The sequence below is a fragment of the Alicyclobacillus acidiphilus NBRC 100859 genome (assembly GCF_001544355.1).
Lineage (GTDB): Bacteria > Bacillota > Bacilli > Alicyclobacillales > Alicyclobacillaceae > Alicyclobacillus > Alicyclobacillus acidiphilus.
The window spans coordinates 1-17,317 of the sequence record NZ_BCQI01000018.1 but is presented as its reverse complement, the minus strand read 5'-3'; the positions used below and the strand labels follow the sequence as shown (position 1 = coordinate 17,317).

At 59.1% G+C, this 17,317-nt stretch carries 16 protein-coding genes; 6 read left to right on the top strand and 10 right to left on the bottom strand.

Going from position 1 to position 17,317, the window contains the following annotated elements:
• The first annotated feature begins 69 nt into the window (after positions 1-69).
• From AAC01S_RS09015 to AAC01S_RS09000, 4 genes are all read left to right on the top strand, one after another.
• Positions 70-501, top strand: a complete 432-nt coding sequence (locus tag AAC01S_RS09015; RefSeq protein ID WP_245630143.1) for a PaaI family thioesterase — start codon at positions 70-72, stop codon at positions 499-501.
• The gene (gene purU, locus AAC01S_RS09010; protein ID WP_067621366.1) at positions 498-1,364 is read left to right on the top strand and encodes a formyltetrahydrofolate deformylase; all 867 of its coding nucleotides are present in this window, start codon (positions 498-500) and stop codon (positions 1,362-1,364) included. The genes AAC01S_RS09015 and purU overlap by 4 nt, the downstream gene beginning before the upstream one ends.
• Positions 1,361-2,302, top strand: coding sequence for a GNAT family N-acetyltransferase (locus AAC01S_RS09005; RefSeq protein WP_067621365.1), 942 nt, complete (start codon positions 1,361-1,363; stop codon positions 2,300-2,302). The genes purU and AAC01S_RS09005 overlap by 4 nt, the downstream gene beginning before the upstream one ends.
• A gap of 81 nt (positions 2,303-2,383) precedes the next feature.
• Positions 2,384-2,683: a hypothetical protein gene (locus AAC01S_RS09000; RefSeq protein ID WP_067621364.1), complete on the top strand. Its 300-nt coding sequence runs from the start codon at positions 2,384-2,386 to the stop codon at positions 2,681-2,683.
• A 390-nt stretch (positions 2,684-3,073) separates the two neighbouring features.
• Here the strand turns inward: AAC01S_RS09000 and AAC01S_RS08995 are convergent, their stop codons facing one another.
• The 5 genes from AAC01S_RS08995 to AAC01S_RS08975 form a co-directional block, all read right to left on the bottom strand.
• Positions 3,074-3,442, bottom strand: a complete 369-nt coding sequence (locus tag AAC01S_RS08995; RefSeq protein WP_067621363.1) for a hypothetical protein — start codon at positions 3,440-3,442, stop codon at positions 3,074-3,076.
• A 43-nt stretch (positions 3,443-3,485) separates the two neighbouring features.
• Complete coding sequence (locus AAC01S_RS08990; protein ID WP_067621362.1) at positions 3,486-4,310, bottom strand: sirohydrochlorin chelatase; 825 nt, start codon at positions 4,308-4,310, stop codon at positions 3,486-3,488.
• Positions 4,307-5,836, bottom strand: coding sequence for a uroporphyrinogen-III C-methyltransferase (gene cobA / locus AAC01S_RS08985; RefSeq protein ID WP_067621361.1), 1,530 nt, complete (start codon positions 5,834-5,836; stop codon positions 4,307-4,309). The genes AAC01S_RS08990 and cobA overlap by 4 nt, the downstream gene beginning before the upstream one ends.
• A 24-nt stretch (positions 5,837-5,860) precedes the next feature.
• Positions 5,861-7,552 carry an NADPH-dependent assimilatory sulfite reductase hemoprotein subunit gene (locus AAC01S_RS08980; protein ID WP_067621360.1) on the bottom strand — a complete coding sequence of 564 codons (1,692 nt, stop codon included), beginning with the start codon at positions 7,550-7,552 and terminating at the stop codon, positions 5,861-5,863.
• 106 nt (positions 7,553-7,658) lie between these two features.
• Positions 7,659-8,363, bottom strand: a complete 705-nt coding sequence (locus tag AAC01S_RS08975) for a phosphoadenylyl-sulfate reductase (RefSeq protein WP_067621359.1) — start codon at positions 8,361-8,363, stop codon at positions 7,659-7,661.
• A gap of 118 nt (positions 8,364-8,481) precedes the next feature.
• Between AAC01S_RS08975 and AAC01S_RS08970 the strand changes: the two genes are divergently transcribed.
• On the top strand, positions 8,482-9,021 hold the full coding sequence (locus AAC01S_RS08970) for a precorrin-2 dehydrogenase/sirohydrochlorin ferrochelatase family protein (RefSeq protein WP_157071111.1): 540 nt from the start codon (positions 8,482-8,484) through the stop codon (positions 9,019-9,021).
• Between the two features lie 18 nt (positions 9,022-9,039).
• On the opposite strand, the gene AAC01S_RS08965 is transcribed toward AAC01S_RS08970, so the two are convergent.
• Together AAC01S_RS08965 and AAC01S_RS08960 are read right to left on the bottom strand one after the other, a co-directional pair.
• Positions 9,040-10,695: a DHA2 family efflux MFS transporter permease subunit gene (locus tag AAC01S_RS08965; protein WP_067621406.1), complete on the bottom strand. Its 1,656-nt coding sequence runs from the start codon at positions 10,693-10,695 to the stop codon at positions 9,040-9,042.
• A gap of 22 nt (positions 10,696-10,717) precedes the next feature.
• A complete protein-coding gene (locus tag AAC01S_RS08960) occupies positions 10,718-11,365 on the bottom strand; it encodes a beta-barrel domain-containing protein (RefSeq protein WP_067621357.1) in 648 nt (215 codons plus the stop codon).
• A 242-nt stretch (positions 11,366-11,607) separates the two neighbouring features.
• On the opposite strand from AAC01S_RS08960, the gene AAC01S_RS08955 reads away from it, so the two are divergent.
• Positions 11,608-13,935, top strand: a complete 2,328-nt coding sequence (locus AAC01S_RS08955) for a YcdB/YcdC domain-containing protein (RefSeq protein WP_067621356.1) — start codon at positions 11,608-11,610, stop codon at positions 13,933-13,935.
• A 1-nt stretch (position 13,936) separates the two neighbouring features.
• On the opposite strand, the gene AAC01S_RS08950 is transcribed toward AAC01S_RS08955, so the two are convergent.
• From AAC01S_RS08950 to liaF, 3 genes are read right to left on the bottom strand one after another with little or no spacing between them, the layout of a single operon-like run.
• On the bottom strand, positions 13,937-14,566 hold the full coding sequence (locus tag AAC01S_RS08950; protein ID WP_067621355.1) for a response regulator: 630 nt from the start codon (positions 14,564-14,566) through the stop codon (positions 13,937-13,939).
• Entirely contained in the window at positions 14,563-15,630 is a 1,068-nt protein-coding gene (locus tag AAC01S_RS08945) for a HAMP domain-containing sensor histidine kinase (RefSeq protein ID WP_067621354.1), read from the bottom strand. The genes AAC01S_RS08950 and AAC01S_RS08945 overlap by 4 nt, the downstream gene beginning before the upstream one ends.
• Complete coding sequence (liaF, locus tag AAC01S_RS08940; protein ID WP_067621353.1) at positions 15,627-16,748, bottom strand: cell wall-active antibiotics response protein LiaF; 1,122 nt, start codon at positions 16,746-16,748, stop codon at positions 15,627-15,629. The genes AAC01S_RS08945 and liaF overlap by 4 nt, the downstream gene beginning before the upstream one ends.
• Between the last annotated feature and the right edge of the window lie 569 nt (positions 16,749-17,317).

Below are 17,317 nucleotides of genomic sequence, written 5' to 3'. Positions count from 1 at the left end.
CAAATCTTGAAATTTCATAATGGTGATTGGACACGGGGCCAACACATCGGCTCTGTGGCATGTATGGAGGTGTCTGCATTGGGCTACGATTATTGTTTTGCCTGCGGCGACAAAAACCCGCATGGGCTTCATCTTAAATTCACACGAGACGGCGATGGCGTGACGGGTGTGTTTCAAACGGAAGAACACCACATCGGCTGGCCCAGTGTGCAGCACGGAGGAATCACAAGTTGTTTGCTGGACGAAGCATCGGCTTACGTGCCATTAAACCTCGGTCTGGTGACCGTGACCGCGGAATTGAACATTTCCTTTAAAGCGCCGATTCGGGTCGGCGAGCGGGTTCGAATTGAGGCGCGTCCGAGCAAAGTGACTTCGCGTTTGCTTCTCGTCGATGCCCGAATCGAAGGCGAATCCGGCGAATTGAAGGCGACATCGAAGGCGAAGATGATCGTCCTGTCGAAAGAACAACAAGAACAGTTAGGCATCGAGGTGTCCTCATGACGAAAGCGAACGAAAATCGAGGCAGGCTATTGATATCGTGTCCGGATCGGCACGGTATCGTTGCGGCCGTCGGCCAGTTTCTGGCGGCGCACAACGCCAATATCACCGCATCGGCGCAGTATACCACAGAGCCTGAGGGCGGTACGTTTTTTATGCGGATCGAGTTCGATCTCGACAGTCTCCCCAATCACGAACAGGCTCTGTGCCGAGACTTCGAGAGCCTCGCGAGCCGCTATCAAATGGAGTGGAGATACTCTCCGGCGAGATCGAAAAAGCGGATGGCCATTTTTGTGTCCAAGGAACTCCACTGCCTGCAAGAGTTGCTGTGGGAATGGCAGGATGGCCACCTCAACGCGGACTTGCGCATGGTCGTGAGCAATCACCGCGACGCCGAGTCGCTCGTGACAGGCCTTGGCATTCCATTCCACCACGTGCCGGTCGATCCCGCCGACAAAACGCGGGCCGAAGCGACACAACTGGAATTGCTCGGCGACGACATCGATGTCGTCGTCCTCGCGCGCTACATGCAGATTTTGAGTCCGGGCTTCTTACACCGATACCCTGAACGCATCATCAATATCCACCACTCTTTTTTGCCGGCGTTCATCGGCCGCAATCCCTATCAGCGCGCGTACGATCGCGGCGTGAAATTGATTGGCGCCACAGCGCACTACGTCACCGAAGAGTTGGATGAAGGCCCCATCATCGAGCAGGATGTGACCCGCGTCGATCACCGCTTCGACGCGAAAGCCCTGAAACTCGCCGGCCGCCAGGTGGAACGCGCCGTATTGAGCCGCGCCGTGAAGTGGCACTTGGACGACCAAATCATCGTCCACGGCAACAAGACGGTCGTGTTCGCGTGATAGACGGCAGAATTCGCACACTGTCGGCCGCCGACTCGCCAGGCATCATCCGTCTCCTCCAACTCGCCGAATGGATTGTGGACTGGCCGCGTCTGCAACTCTACCTCGACACGGGCACCTGGTACGGCTGGGTGGATGGCGGATCGCTGCTTGGCATGATCACGTTGTTTCCACGCGGCGAAGGCAGATGGTCAATTGGCAACGTGATCGTCCATCCCAACGCGCGCAGACAGGGCATCGCCCGCACCTTGCTCGAATTCGCGATGAATTCTGTATCCGCGCCGGCGACATTCGAGTTGATTGCGACAGAATTCGGCTACCCACTGTATCGCCAAATCGGTTTCGTCGATTGCGACAGCGTGGTCCGGCTCTCGCGCGATCCAGCGGACAAGCCAGGCCTGCTCGGACGTATTCGCAATCGTCGCGTAAGCAGTGCGGCATTCGGTGCAGCGTTAAGCCAGCCGTTGCCCGCTTCCCACTGGGCGCACCTGGCGTCTCTCGAACAAACCCTGTGCGGCGTCTATCGTCCACAAATCCTGCGCGCGGTGCAGCGTTGGCCAAACGCCTGGCTTGTCGGCGACAGCGATTCGGTCACCAACGCGTCTGGCTTTTGTCTATGTTTACCGGCGGATGGTCGAGTCAGATTGGGTCCCATCGTCGCGCAGGACGAAGACACCGCGGTGGAGCTGGTCCAACACGCCCTCGAATTGACGGGAAGCAACACCGCGTTCATCGACGTGCCAACGGCGGATCGGGACGCCAACGCTTGGCTCAAACGCCTTGCGGGCATGGGATTTCGAGCGATTCGAACCTCGCCCGCGATGGTGCTGCACCGTGTCCGCCTGCAAGAATCGCCGGCCAATCCCCCCGGCGGCACCCCTGCCGACAGCCGACCGGCGGATCGGAGATTCGGATTGTTCGATCCCGCCATGCTTTGACCCGCCTAACAGGACACCTGTCCCCTTCTTGCGTCCGCCCTTCAGCATACGCTGAATGGACGAAAGGAGGGGGAATGCAGCATGACACATCCGTTGTATCCTGTTGCAAAGCGACTGGTCGGTCGGCACGTGATCGCCTACCACGTGAACGGCCGCGCGTATCCTGGTATTCTCCACAGTGTGCACCATCACGGCATCTACCTGATTCACACATCGCCCGTTTCAGCGGACACAAGAGAACTGAATGCGTCCACACTCGGTGACCTAAACGCCACCGAGGACGTGCAACCGGTGTACGCACCACTCGGCTATTTCGCGTTCGGAGCGCTCACTGGGTTGACCTTGGGCGCGCTGGCGTCTCCGTATGGGTACTATTGGTAATCTACAATAGGCTGCGCTTGCGGTGAGGGCTGCGGGCCAGCCCTCTTTCGTATGCCAGGCGGCGGGATGGCGAGCGGGAGCGCGGCGAGATCGCGGTGGCGGGCGGGATCGTGCGCCGGCGCGATGGGCTGCTGCCGCTTAAGCAGCTCTCAGCCGCTTATTCGTGTAGAACCGGACGGATCGGCACATGTAAGCGGCCCACCGACGCTTATTCGCCTATCGACGCCTCGATCACGCCGGTTCCACGCCACTTAAGCGTCCCTCGACCGCTTATTCGTCACTTATCAGATGATTCGACACACTTAAGCGGCTCTGGGCCGCTTATTCGCATCCGGCGACTCCGCTGCCCCACCGCCGCCCCACCGCTGCCGGCGCACCCCATTCGCCTCATCATACAAATGGGCTTGAATCCGAAAATCCGTTGGCGACCGCTTGATTGACCCAGCCCTCGCTAATAAAGACCAACCTCTTCGCCAGTTTGTACCAGACGAAGTTGTACTCGATGCCGTCGGTCAACAGCACATATACCCCAAGTGTGTTCTTCGCCAAGAGACGATTCTGAAACAAAGGAGAACTATTGCCTAATTCGATATATCCGATATTGGGAAAGTCGTGGTGAACCAGTTTCACGATGTCGAGGGTCGTCGTGGTCGTTTGATATCCCCAGTTCAACAAGCGCCAAGCCGGCTGCGCGAGGAGGCCTATGAGCAGAATCAAAACGCCCAGCTTCAGAAGGAGCGGTTTGGATCGTCTTATCATTGGATATTCCACCTGAATAGGAAAATGCGCATCCGAGATACGTCTATGATAGCCGCGACAAGCCAATCTTGGCAATGCGTCGCGCGACGGCGTGAACCATCGACATGTCGACACCCAAGTGGCGGGCGATGGTTACGTTGACCAAGGCGGCTTGGCGGGACGATCGCTGCCATGATTCAACGCGATCAGGCAAAGTGTCTGTGAGCCATCCGGAAAACCAAAGATACGGTTGGATGACAATCTCGCGAAAATCCTCTTCCGCCAGGGAATCCAGCGCAGCTTCGAGGGATAGGCCTGAACCCGCCAAATATCCGATCTGAACTTTACGCGGCGGAAGCGGCGCCAACGGCACTTCCCCCGACGCGACCTCCGCGGCCGAGAGTTGCTTGGCAAATCGGTCTGCGACGCGCTCAAAAGCTGTCTGGGCCGTGTCATCGCGATTACCGCGGCCGAGAAACAGCACAGCCCGGGCATTGTCGGGCAGGCTCGTGCGGCGGATCGCTTGACGGGCGCGATCGACGGCGGCGTTCACAAACGCGTCGTCTTCGCCGAACGGCTCGACGAAATCAAAGGCGACGTTCGGATGGCGGGATTGGACCGTGGCGATTTCAGTTGGGATGTCCGACTTCATGTGGCCGGCGGCAAACAGCAGCAACGGCACGATGGTGATGGAAGTCGCGCCGGCTCGAATCAGTTGTTCGGCGGCGTCCTCGATGCCAGGCGGCTCCAATTCCAGAAACGCGCAGGTCGCAAGCGGGGCCGAACGCGGGGTGAGCCGCTCAGCCACCGCGTGCAGAAATTCGTTGCACTCTTCGATCCCGTGACGCCGACGCGTCCCATGCGCAATAAATAGAACTCCGCGTGTCATCGCCTATGAACCTCCGCCAATCTCCCGCTCCGCTGCCGTTTGTCCAACTCCACTCCGCTCCCCGCTTGCTCGTCGATCTCGCTCAACAAAGCCCTTTCGTCCATCACGCCAGCCTTGGCGTACAGAACGGGAAACTCGCCTTGGCTGAGGCCCAAGTCGTCGAGAACGTTCACAGCGTCCGACGCGACCCACGCAAAGTCGATCCCGTCGGCAGCCCAAGTGTGCAGCAAATCCCGCCAGGTGAGAATGGCGGCATCGGGATCCACATGCGGCTGTCGCCGCGTCAGCAGAGGGAGCCGACGCATCACGGCGGCCTTGTCGGCGATCCGACGATCCGGGATTTCCTCCGTCCCATCCATCCGCTGGGCCGACTCCAGCCACTCCGCCGACTCGGTCCACCAGAGATCGACGCCTGCGGCGGTCATTTGTTCGCGGGAGCTGACATCGGCAAGCAGACCAAAAGAGCGAAGCGTTTCGTCCACAAACGGATTAGAGGCGCCAATGACCAAGCGATGAAGCTGCCTGGCATCCATGCCGCGTTCACGCATATCTTCAAACAGCGTGCGGACGCCGAAGGACGTGGTGAAAAAGACACCGACTCTGGCGGCGCATGTCTGGCACTGCCGCCAAAAGTCGGACAGGGCGTCGCGATTCGGCGCGGCGAGCTGTTCCATCGAGGCGACGTAGGTTTCCGCTCCTGCCGTTTCCGCAACGGTCGCCAAGGCCATCGCTTGGTTGGTCGTCGAAGCGACGGCGAGCACTCGTTTGCCGAACAAGGGCAACTGCTCGAACCAGGCCAGATGGTCTCGCTCCTTCACCACGTCGCCGACCACGATCACGGCGGGCGAGGTCACTTTGCGCTGCGCGGCGACATCGACGATGTTCGCAAGCGTGCCGACAATCGTCGTCTGTTCCGCCCGAGTGCCCCAGCGAACCAAGGCGACAGGTGTGTGCGGTGACCTGCCGCTCGAAATCAACCGTTCGACGATGTCGGGTAAATGCGCTACACCCATCAGGACAATCAACGTCCCAGTCCCGCGCAACAAGCCGTCGTGTTCCAGTGAGGGTTCCTCGGAATCGGATCGATGGCCCGTCATGACGCTGAACGATGGTGAGACGTCGCGCAACGTTACGGGAATGCCGGCGTAAGCAGGCACCGCAACCGCGGATGTGACCCCTGGCACCACTTCCCACTTCACGCCGGCCTCGCTGAGGGCGCGGGCTTCCTCGGCACCGCGGCCGAAGACGAACGGATCGCCGCCTTTGACGCGAACGACAAACAGCCCACGTTGCGCCAGGGACACAAGCACATCTTGGATCTCCGACTGCGACAGCGTATGGTGCTTCGCGGTCTTTCCGACGTAGATGAGCTTGGCCTCCGGTTTCGCGTAGGCCAGAATGCGCGGCGAAGCAAGTCGATCAAAGACGATTGCGTCCGCCTGTTCGATGGCCTGCCGGCCTCGCCCTGTCAGGAGCCCCGGATGTCCAGGGCCCGCGCCGACGAGAACCACCTTGCCAGTTGCCATCATGTAACCCCCTGTATGCGCGACTTAGGATACAGGGACAAACCGATCCTGAAGTCTCTCGATCCCAACACGGCTGCAATAATCCCCAAACGACTCGCCAGCCTGCCGCTCATCGCGATACGCCTCCAACAGCGGCCGCAACGTGGGGACCAACTCGTGAACCGGCACCATTTCTCTGAACAATTGGTTGGTCCGTGTGCCCTCGACGTTTGCGCCGAGCAGCAAGTCGTATTTGCCGATCACGCGGCCGACGAACCCAATCTCCGCGATATAGGGTCGCGCACAGCCGTTGGCGCAACCGGTCATTCGCACAGAAATAGGCTGCTCTCCAAGTCCGATCTCATGCAATGTCTTTTCCAGATCGTCGATGACGGCAGGCAATGCCCGCTCCGACTCGGCGATGGCCAAGCCGCAGGTCGGCATCGCAGGGCACGCCATCGAGCGCAGCCGCAGCTGTGTATGCTCTTCGGCGAGCTTGACACCCGCTTCGTGAAGCATTTGTTCGATCTCGTCCGCGGCTTCCGGCGACAAGTTGGCCAGAATGAGATTCTGCTGCGTCGTCAACCGAACCTGCGGCTGATACGCAATCATGATCTCCCGCAGAACGCTCTTCAGCGACATGCCCTCGACATCGTGAATGCGCCCGTTCTGGATGAACAGACCGAGGTGCACCTTGCCTGAGGGACTCTCCATGCGGCCAAGGTGATCATCCGAGGTCGTCCATTCGATGTCACGGGGCTGCTTCAACTCGTAGCCCAAACGGCGCGCGGCCTCCTCGCGGAACCAGGCGATGCCTTTGTTTGCCACGAGATACTTCATCCGTGCGAACTTGCGATTTTCGCGGTTGCCGTGATCACGCTGAATCGCAATCACCGTCTTGCACACCTCGACCAGTTCGCTCGGTTCGACGAAGCAGAACGCCTTCGCGAGGTGGGGCGCAGTCTGCTTGTCGCTCGCCGTACGGCCCATGCCCCCGCCGATGGCAAGTGTGTAGCCAGCCACGGAATCTCCGTCCCGATGGGCGATCACGGCGATGTCGTTCGAGTATACGTCGGCGCAGTTGTCGCCTTCATAGGCGAACGCGATCTTAAACTTGCGCGGCAGGTACGATTCGCCGTACAGGGTCTCGTTGGCTGCGTCCACGGCGGGATCGACACGCTCGCCGTCGAGCCAAATCTCATGGTAGGCGTGCGTCTTCGCGGACGTCGCGTCAACGACCGCCAACAGATCCTGTCGGACAGCATCGTAGAACGGGCCTTCATGCGGTGCCGCGCAGCCTACGATGTTGCGGACCTGATCTCCGCATCCGCCGAGCGTCGTGATGAGAACATCATTGATGCCGCGAATGGTCGCTTTGAGATTCGACTTCAGGATGCCGTGAAGCTGGAACGTTTGGCGAGTCGTGACCCTCATGGTGCCGTTTCCGTATTCATCGGCCAACTTGTCGAATTGCAAATACTGATCTGCACTCAACACGCCGCCGGGAATTCGAGCGCGAATCATCATCATGTAATGACGTTCTTTGCCTTCTTTCGTCAACTGACGGCGCAGATCACGATCATCTTGCTGGTACGTTCCGTGAAATTTCAGAACTTGAATATTCTCTTCACTGAAATGTGTACTGTCGTCGGCCAACGCTTCCTCAATCGTGCCACGAAGATAGTTGCTCGACTGCTTGATGTACTCCACCTTGGATAGCTTCTTCTCCTGATCCACTGTCTCACCTCACTGCCCATTCAATGGTGCCCTATTTATTTCAAAACTCAGTCAAATGAACGTCGCTTCGGCTCCAAACACGCCGAAGCGAAGAAGATGAGACACGTTACGCGGTTGGATGCAGTCCGCACTCCGTCTTGTTGAACCCCGCCCAACGGCCGCTGCGCGGGTCTTCGCCTGGATTGACCGGACGCGTGCAGTGGAGACAGCCGATACTCGGGTAGTTTTGGTCGTGCAACGGATTGTACGGAACATCGTTCATCTTGATATAACGCCATACTTGACCTTCGGTCCAACGAACCAACGGATTGACCTTGACGAGACCAAACTTCGCGTCGACTTCAAACGTCTTCGCGTTGGCGCGCGTCGGCGCCTGTTCACGGCGAATTCCCGTAATCCAACCGTCGTAATCCTTCAAAACCTGCGTCAGCGGCTGTACCTTGCGAATGTCACAGCACTTGTTGGGATCCGATGCCCACAATGCGTCGCCGTACTTTTCCGCCTGCTCCTTGAGCGTCAATGTCGGGAGCACCTGGCGAAGATTCGGAATGCCATACTTCTCGACAGCCCGATCCCGCAGGTCGTATGTTTCCTCGAAGAGAACGTTGGTATCGAGATAGAACACGTTGGCTTCCGGGTTGATCTTCATCAACATATCCAAAAGCACCATGTCTTCCGCTCCGAAGGAACATGCGAACGTGATATTCGGAATACGGCGAAGTGCTTCTTCAATAATCTTCTGCGGTTCTGCGGATTCAAATTCATTTGCAAGCTCTGCAATTAAATCGGTATGGTCAATTGTCAAGGTCACGCGATTCACCCCATATTCCGATAAACATATCTGGAATTAATGATAACGTAAATGTAAACTGAACTGAGCAGAAAGTCAATGTGACAAAGGGCGGGAACTCCATTTGGGCTACGCAATCATGTTACAAATCCGTGACAAACGATGTCTGGTCGTTGGCGGAGGGCGTGTGGCAACGCGCCGGGTCCGCGCGCTGGTTCGCGCTGGAGCCCGGGTTGTCGTCGTCAGCCCGCACATTTCCGATGAACTGCGAGCCCGAGTCGAGTTGGGCGAGATCGAATACATTGCCGAGACTTACCAACCCCATCACCTAGAAGGGGCGTTTCTGGCCTTTGCCGCCACTGACGACGCCGATGTCAACGAAGCGGTTCGCCAAACGGCGCAGGCCCGCCGGATTTTGATCAACGTCGCAAGCAAAGCGGCACACAGCGATTTTCACCTGCCTAGCACAGTACATGCAGGCGTCGTTCAAATTGCCATTTCCACAACCGCGAAGTCGCCGTCGACCGCGAAAGCCCTGCGCGAAGCCCTGCAATCCGATCTCCTGGACGGAGGCACTCGATTTGTCGAGATGCTTCGGACACTGCCACCCGACTTGGTTCGGGCGCCGTCCGCCGATGGCGAGTCAGAACAACGAGGCAGCCAAGGCTGTGAGCCTTAGGCTGCCTGGACGCCCCCGCTACTCGGTTTCGTGTCGCAACGTCCTCCTCGGTATCACGATGGCGCGGCGCGTTGAGCGACCTTCCGGGAGTTCCGGTTGGTCCGCCGGGCTCGGCGGCACGGGGCGTTTCACATTTCGCAGGAAGAGCGACATGATCAAAGCCAGGAGCGAAATCGCCGCAGCGACAAGGTAGGCGTCGTCCACGCCTTGCACAGCCGCCATCAGTTGCGACTCTTCATACAGAAGGTACGTCGCGATTTCCCTGCCGATGGCTGCAGGCTGGCCCATCATCTGGGCCAATTGGTTCGTCAAGGTGCTCAACTGGAGAGAGATCTGCGGATTCGTCGTCAACACGTGGTTGATATACGTGTTGTAATGTGTGTTGGTGCGGTTGGTCATCACCGTGATCAAGAGCGACGTTCCGAGCGATCCCGCGACCATCCGCACCGTGTTCGCCGCCGCGGTGCCGTGGCTGTTCAATGTCCGCGGGAGGTGGTTGAGGCCGGACGTCATGACGGTCATCATGATGAAGCCCATCCCAAACATGCGGAACGTGTACACCCACATGATGTGCGACAACGGCGTACTGGACGTCAGGTGCCCCAAATCCCACGTCGTGATGACCGTGATGATGAGTCCGATCAACGCCAGCGGCCGCACGCCGAACTTATCCATCAAGGCGCCGGACACGGGCGACATAATGCCCATCAGAATCGCCCCAGGCAACAGCAGCAGCCCCGAATCGAGCGCGGAATAGCCTCGGATGTTCTGAACATACATGGGCGTTAACAGGGCTCCGCCGAACATCGCCATGTTGACCACGCAACTGACCGCCGCCGCGATCGAAAATCCCGTGTAGCGAAACACCCTCAGATTGAGCAGCGGATGCGTCGACGTCAGCTCCCGGATGATGAACAGGACGATGAAGACGATACCAATGACAATCGTCGCCCGAACAATGCCGGAACCCCACCCCTTGTTCCCCGCTTCGCTGAAGCCGTACAGCAGCGAGCCGAGGCCAAGCGTCGACGTCACAAAACTTGTCGTCTCAAATTTCGGAAATGTGCGTTCGGTCACGTTCGTCAAAAACACACTCGCGACAATGAGATCGATCACGACAACCGGTATGACGATATAAAAGAGTATGCGCCAGGAATGGCTCTGGACAACCCAGCCGGACAAGGTCGGCCCCACGGCCGGCGCGAAGAACATGGCGATGCCAATGGTCCCCATCGCCTTCCCGCGCGTTTCAGGCGGATACAGATTCAAAATGACCGTCATCATCAGCGGCATCATGATACCTGCACCGGCTGCCTGAACGACGCGTCCAATCATCATCACCATGAAATCCGGAGCGCCAGCGCAGAAAACGGAGCCGATTCCAAAACAGATCATGGCCCCTAAGAACAGTTGGCGCGTGGTGAACGTGCCAATCAGGAACGCGGTCAACGGAATGACAATTCCGTTCGTCAGCATGTACCCAGTGGTCAACCACTGAATGGTATCCGCTGAGACGTTGAAATCGGTCATCAATTTCGGGATCGCGACGTTTAACAAGGTCTGATTGAGGATGGCGGTAAAGGCGCCCAACACCAACGAAATCAAAATCGGGGCCTTGCGGATCTCTCCCCGATCTGATCGATCCGGGAACGAACCAGCCGCATTCCCTTCCAGTTCGGCCACATCGCTCACCTCCTCACTTGTGAATGCGAACGGAAGCGCTCATTCCTGGGACCAATTGCCCAGTGTACGTCTGCAGTCGAATGCGAACAGGAATCACTTGAGTTACCTTCGTGAAATTGGCGTCGGTATTGCTCGTTGGCAGCAGGGAGAACGTCGAGGCGGTCGCCATGCCGACCTGTTGCACGACACCAGGAAACGTCGTACCTGGATATGCGTCGATATAGACGTCCACCGATTGGCCGACACTGACGTTTTTGATCTGGGTTTCCTTGATATTGGCGGTCACCCACAGTTGATTCAGATTGTACGCGTACGCGAGCGGGGTGCCGGCGGCGACGAACTGGTTGTCCACGACGTTCGATTGCACCACCGTGGAGGCTTGCGGCGCGGTCACCTGAACCGAGGTAGTTCCCCTCGCCCCCGGTGCGGCAATGGTCCCCAAGACATCGCCTTGGCTGAAGTGGGTGCCTTCCGATCCGTTCCAGGACGTGACCTGGCCATCGACCGGCGCAGCGATGACAATCTGTTGACCCGTCACCTGGGCATCGTCCGTCTTGAGGTACTTCGTCGACTGGTGATAAAAGTAATACCCGACGAACGCGCCCGCCAAGATGACAAGAATAACCACAACTTGAACCAAGAAAATACGCTTGGCATTCACAGCGTTTCCTCCTCGCTCACTTGAGTTCCTAAAGTAGGTTGTCCCAAATCGACAAAAAACCTCAACATGAACGACGGATTTCGAACGACGGATTTCGTTCCTCCAAGCGATTTTATTCGTCAACTCGCAACATCGCTGTAACGTCCAGCAGAGCTCAGGCGTCAGTTTGGATGACTGGATTCCAGTCCCTAGAAGCGTCTGTGACGTTTTTCGGACGATCCTACAAGTTGGAGGTTGGGCTGATGAAACACAGACTACTCTCGCCACGCCAAGCGCTTACCGTACTCACCATGTCCGTCGTCGGTTCCGCCATGCCGGTTGCCGCATTCGCGTCGACCACGTCCGGGGCCGCTGCGACCGCGTCCGTTCCCGCGGCCAAATGGACACTGAGTCAAGCGGAACAGGAAGCGCGGCAGCTTTTCTCGATCCCAGCGTCGGACGTGGTGCAAAGCGACTCGTTTGTCGCCGATTCTTCCGGCTCGGATCCTTCGTACAACATCACCTTCGGATCGAGCGACGACGACGGCCCAGCGGACAGTTACTACGTCAACGTCGACGCAATCGACGGAACCATCTTGAGCTACAGCCACAATCCATCGAATCTCTCATTCGCGTTCCCAGCGCCGGTAGATCAGTCGCAGGCGGCGAGTATCGCGCAATCGTGGGCCGAAAAATTGTATCCCAAGCGAATTGGCCAAGTGACGATGCAAGTGCGGCCGCAGGCGGAAACGGACTTGCGATCACCGACGACGTACGATTTTTCCTTCGAACGCGAGGTCAATGGCGTACCTGCGCCATTTGACGGGTTTGACATCGTCATCGACCAAACCGGCCAGCTCCAAAGCGTCGATGAACAGTGGACCAACGTGTCATTCCCGAGCGCAACGCCAGACGCGTCCAAGGCGGCAGCGACGAAGGCGTATCAGGCAGCGCTCGGATTGCATCTGGAGTACGACGAGGTCTTCCAAAGCGACGGATCGTCAAAGTTGGCCCTCGAATATGTACCCGCCAACCAAGGCGACGGTTGGGATGAAACTTTCGCCGTCAATCAAGGCGGGCCGACCATCGCGATCGACGCGCAGACAGGCCTGTACCTGTCGCCGAACGGCACCACATCGACGCCGACAGCGTACACAAGGCCGACACCGCTGGCCAACGGAACAACCTCGTCCCCAGTCGGCTCGACGGCGGTGAATTGGACACAGGCACAGGCCTTGCGCGAAGTCGAGCAAGCGTTTGGATTGCCGGATGCGGATTTGGTCTCGGAAAACGAGTGGGAAAGCGCGGGCAGCCAGACGTGGAATTTTCAGTTCACGTTGCCGAAATCGGATGCGGCCCCGAAACGAATTGTCAACGTCGGTGTGGATGCGACCTATGGCTACGTGACCAACTATTCGGAATATGCCGCGAACCCGTCGGACGGATCGCAGACATCGCAAGGTCACACCTTGTCAGCCGCTGCGCTTGAAACAGACGCGGAAAACATTGTGAAGACGGTTTATGCGGGCCATCTCGACAACCTAGCGTTGGTGTCGAACGCCGACGTATCTGGCGCAGACGGGACAAACGGGGACAATCCAAGCGGATGGTACCAGATTGTGTCGCTGGTCAACGGTATTCCGGACCAAGCGGCAGGTGGAAGCGTCCAACTGAACCCGAACACTGGAGAACTGGAAGCCCTCAACTTCAATTTGCAACAGGACGGCCAGCAGCTTCCATCCGCAGCAAACGCGGTCGATCTCTCCGCCGCAGAATCCGCATATCTGACGCAATATCCGTTGCAACTGTCGTATATGCTCGTTCAGCCGACTTCGGCGAACGGCGGCTCGGCCCCAGCGCCGAAAGTCGAACTGGCGTACACGCCTGAACCGCAATCGATCACGGACAGCTACTTCGACGCCTTGCAAGGCCAATTTGTCGAGAACGTTGCGCTCGCCTATCAACCGTACACAGGAACCATAAAGGACATCGGCACAGATCCCAATCAGGCGCAGTTGCAGTTGTTGGCGTCGCGCGGCCTGATTCCGGTCGACACCAACGGCGACGTGCATCCGGATCAGGCGATGACCGTCGAGTCCTTCGTCAAGCTCGTCCAGGACGCCCTCGGAACGGTCAACCAATACAACGCGGCCACAGCCGCGGCATCGCCGCAGATCACGTCGGCCACGTCCAGTGTGGCACAGGACAATCCCGCGTATCGCGAACTGGTGACCGCTTACGAATTAGGCTGGCTCGATCCCAACCACCCGCTGCAGCCCACCGCCGACATCACACGGGGCCAAGCGGCCCATATCCTCGCAGAGGCGCTCGGCTATGACGCTTTGCTGTCGCACCCGGACCTGTTCACGTTCAACCCGACCGACCTCTCGACGATCCCGGCGACCGACGAGGCCGCAGACGCCATCGCCGTCAGCCTCGGGTTGCTGTCGCTGAACGACGGCGCATTCGACGACAGCCAGCCACTGACTTTGTCGAACGCCGCCAAGGCGGTCGTACAAACAGCCACGTACATGAAGGCGCCAACGCCCATCATCATGCCATTGATCCGTACGGCGAGCGGGGACGAGTGACTCAGTCCAAGCCGTGGCGGATCGCGTAAATCGCCGCCTGCGTGCGATCCTGGACGTCCAGCTTGACGAAGATATTGCTGATATGCGTCTTCACGGTCTTGACGGCGATGCCGAGGCTGTCAGCGATTTCCTGGTTGCTTTGGCCCTTGGCGATGGCGCGCAGCACGTCCTGCTCCCGTTCGGTGAGCTCCTGCCATGGTTCGTTCGATCCCGCAGATTGCAGTCCTCCGAGCACGGTCCGCTGCACCTGCGGGTCGAGCGTCGACTGCCCCGCCGCGGCGCGCCGCAGCACTTCCGCCAATTCGCCCGCCGTGGTCGTCTTGAGCACATACGACGAGGCACCCGCACGGATCGCTTCCAACACAGTCTTATCCTCCACCGAACTCGTCAGCGCGACGATGTGACTCGTGCAATCGGCGGCACGCAAGGCCCTGATGGCATCCACCCCGGACATCACGGGCATCAAGAGGTCCATCAGGATGACGTCCGGGCAGAGGCGCAGGGCGAGATCGACCGCCTCCTGGCCGTTTGTGGCTTCGCCCGCGACATGGAATTCGGGCAGGCCCGACAAATACGTGCGAAGCCCCAGGCGAACGATATCGTGATCATCCACGAGCAATACCTGAATCATGGCGATTCCTCCGATCCGCCGGACGACATCAAAGGGATGACCGCCCGAACAGTGGTTCCTTGATCACGGTGCAAAATGCTCAATTGGCCGCCAAGCCGCTCGGCGCGTTCCCGCATCGCACTCAGGCCAATCGTGTCGCCGCCAGTCCCGAGCGCCTCGCCGCGCTGCTGGATCGGCATGCCGCGCCCGTCGTCGGAAACGGTCAATTCCACGTACGCGCTCGACTCGGACAAGGTGACCGTGACGGTGGACGCGTTCGCGTGCTTCAACACGTTGGTCACCGCCTCCTGCGTGATTCGGAAGAGTTGTTCGTCAATCACGCTCCCCCGCACCGTTGCCGTGTCATCGCGAAAGACGCACGCGAGTCCATGCCTGTCCCCGACGGCCTGCAAGAACGCTTCGATGGCTTCGCGCAAGCCTCTGCCGTCGAGATCGATAGGGCGCATATGCAGGAGCAACGCGCGCATCTCGCGCTGCGCCTGGCTCGCGAGGACCTCCATTTGCGCCGCGAGCGCGGCGAGGCCGGTGTCTTCCGCCGGACACCGATCACGCAGGGCTGCCGAAAGCAAGGTCAACGAAAACAACTGCTGGCTGACCGAGTCGTGCAGTTCCCGCGACAGGCGCTGGCGCTCCTCCATTTGGGCGGCTCGCTCGGCGGTTTGGGCGAGATCGAAATTCTCTTGCGCAAGTTTTTGCAGCGCGGCCACTTGGCTCTCAATGCGTTCGCCCATGGCGTTGAACGCCTGAACGACCTCGTTGATCTCGTCGCGCCCTTCCGTCTCGGTAATGCGGTGGTGCAATCTTCCACCGGCGATCAAGACCGCCGCCTCTTCGATATCGTAGATGCGCCGGCGAATCCCCTGGGCAAGCCAGTAGCCGACAAGCGCGCCGACGACCAGCGCACCAACGCCAAAGCACGCCCACGTGCCGATGTGCCCACGCACCTCTGCCTGGCCATACCCCGCCAGGCGATCACACACGGCGCCGCCTGCAAATGCCGCGGCACCGAGCAGTCCGCAGTATGTTGCGAAGCGCGTCCGAATCGTTCCATTCTTCACCGTCATACGCGAACCACTTTGATGTCGCCGAGCAGAAGATCCGCTCGGATGTGGCATCGCTGCCTGGCTGTCGCCCAATTCGGGTCTTCCACCGTCGCCGAGCAGCCAGCCCCGCTATGCGATTCACCGAGCACTGTCAAATCGCCAAGCGATACGGACGCCTGAACGAATACGGCCAAATCCTCCGGCACCAGCACGCGGATATCGCCCATCCAGCCCGCCACGTCAATGGTGTAGGTGCCATCCTCGATATGCGCGGTCGCCAAGTTCACGCGAATATCGCCAAGGCCGTTCCATAAGTCGAGATCGCGCAGCACCCACGGCGCTTGACCGACGTGCAGCTCGCCCAGCAATCTCTTGGTTCGTTCCACCTGTCCGGCTTCCTTCGCGTGTCCACTCCCCCGCTCTCGCCCGGATGTCCCGCTCCCCGAATCGGCAGATACGTCCACATCGATTGTCTCATCCGATCCGTCTGTTATGTCAGTCGAATCATCCCCCGTATGCCGCATGGACGACGCACGACTCGAACGGTAGCCGTACCGCTTCTTTCGGCCATCGTGATCGATCACAATCACCGGCACGTGCCAACGCCAGCGGTGACCTCGCGGCATGAGAAACGACACGCCGACAAGCACAATCGCGACACCGAAGAAGAGACTCCAACCGCCAATGTGGTTCAACCAAACGAACTGTTTGGTGTCTTTGAGCGACAACAGGATGCCGTAGACAATCATGAACACGGACGTGCCGGAAAACCGGCCGCGACTCGGCAAACCGAACACGCCGGCCGCGACCAAGACCAGCGGCCACAGAACCGGGCCCGACAGCCAAACTGCGCCCGAACTCAAGACGCCCATCTCCGCCATCAAATAAATGATGCCTATCGCCAGAATCAACAATCCGAGAATAACGTTTTTACGCATACCACATGCCACCTTACCTGGATGTCCATCGATGGTCGACGATTGACCATTGACCATTGACCATTGACCGTCGATAGTCGATAGTCGATAGTCGCCACTTGTCCGCGACAGCGGTAGCCACAGTGTAATGCCGCCCCATTGTGCCCGCAACGGCCGGACGGCCGACATCGACATCCGACCAAAGTCCGAGACGGAATCCATCCTCCCGTCCGATTTCCCCCGCTATCGCCTGGCGTAACCTGAACACAATGCGATGCTGCGGAGCGGCACTGCGGTGGGGCGGCCGGGCGGCGGGGCGGCCGGGCGGCGGGGCGGCGGGGCAATTCCGGGAACGGAGGCGGAAATAAGCGGACTTGGGCCGCTTAAGTGTGTCGAATCGTCTAATCCGCGACGAATAAGCGGTTCACAGACGCTTAAGTGACTGAATCCTCGCCATTCTGGGGGAATGGAAGCAAATAAGCGGCCTGAGGCCGCCTATTTGCCAGCCATCCGGGCCATTTCGCCGAAATAAGCGGCCCAAGGCCGCTTATTTGCCCCTGTCGGTGACCCTGTCGGTGACCCTGTCGGTGACCCGGCCGCTGACCCTGTCACTCCCTTCCACTCTCCGCGTTCGCCAGGCTTCGCGATCGCACTGCGGCAGCGGACCGTGGGCCGCACAAGGCCGGCTGGAACGGCAGGCAGGGCAATGTCGGAACGGAGGCGAAATAAGCGGCTGAGAGACGCTTAAGTGTGTCGAATCATCTTATCCGCGACGAATAAGCGGTTCACAG

Bases quoted from the DNA above. Each gene is read 5' to 3' on its own strand.
- AAC01S_RS09000 (WP_067621364.1), top strand. From the start codon at position 2,384: ATGACACATCCGTTGTATCCTGTTGCAAAGCGACTGGTCGGTCGGCAC.
- AAC01S_RS08945 (WP_067621354.1), bottom strand. From the start codon at position 15,630: ATGACGGTGAAGAATGGAACGATTCGGACGCGCTTCGCAACATACTGC.
- AAC01S_RS08990 (WP_067621362.1), bottom strand. From the start codon at position 4,310: ATGACACGCGGAGTTCTATTTATTGCGCATGGGACGCGTCGGCGTCAC.
- AAC01S_RS08995 (WP_067621363.1), bottom strand. From the start codon at position 3,442: ATGATAAGACGATCCAAACCGCTCCTTCTGAAGCTGGGCGTTTTGATT.
- purU (WP_067621366.1), top strand. From the start codon at position 498: ATGACGAAAGCGAACGAAAATCGAGGCAGGCTATTGATATCGTGTCCG.
- AAC01S_RS08955 (WP_067621356.1), top strand. From the start codon at position 11,608: ATGAAACACAGACTACTCTCGCCACGCCAAGCGCTTACCGTACTCACC.
- liaF (WP_067621353.1), bottom strand. From the start codon at position 16,748: ATGGATTCCGTCTCGGACTTTGGTCGGATGTCGATGTCGGCCGTCCGG.
- AAC01S_RS08970 (WP_157071111.1), top strand. From the start codon at position 8,482: ATGTTACAAATCCGTGACAAACGATGTCTGGTCGTTGGCGGAGGGCGT.
- cobA (WP_067621361.1), bottom strand. From the start codon at position 5,836: ATGGCAACTGGCAAGGTGGTTCTCGTCGGCGCGGGCCCTGGACATCCG.
- AAC01S_RS08950 (WP_067621355.1), bottom strand. From the start codon at position 14,566: ATGATTCAGGTATTGCTCGTGGATGATCACGATATCGTTCGCCTGGGG.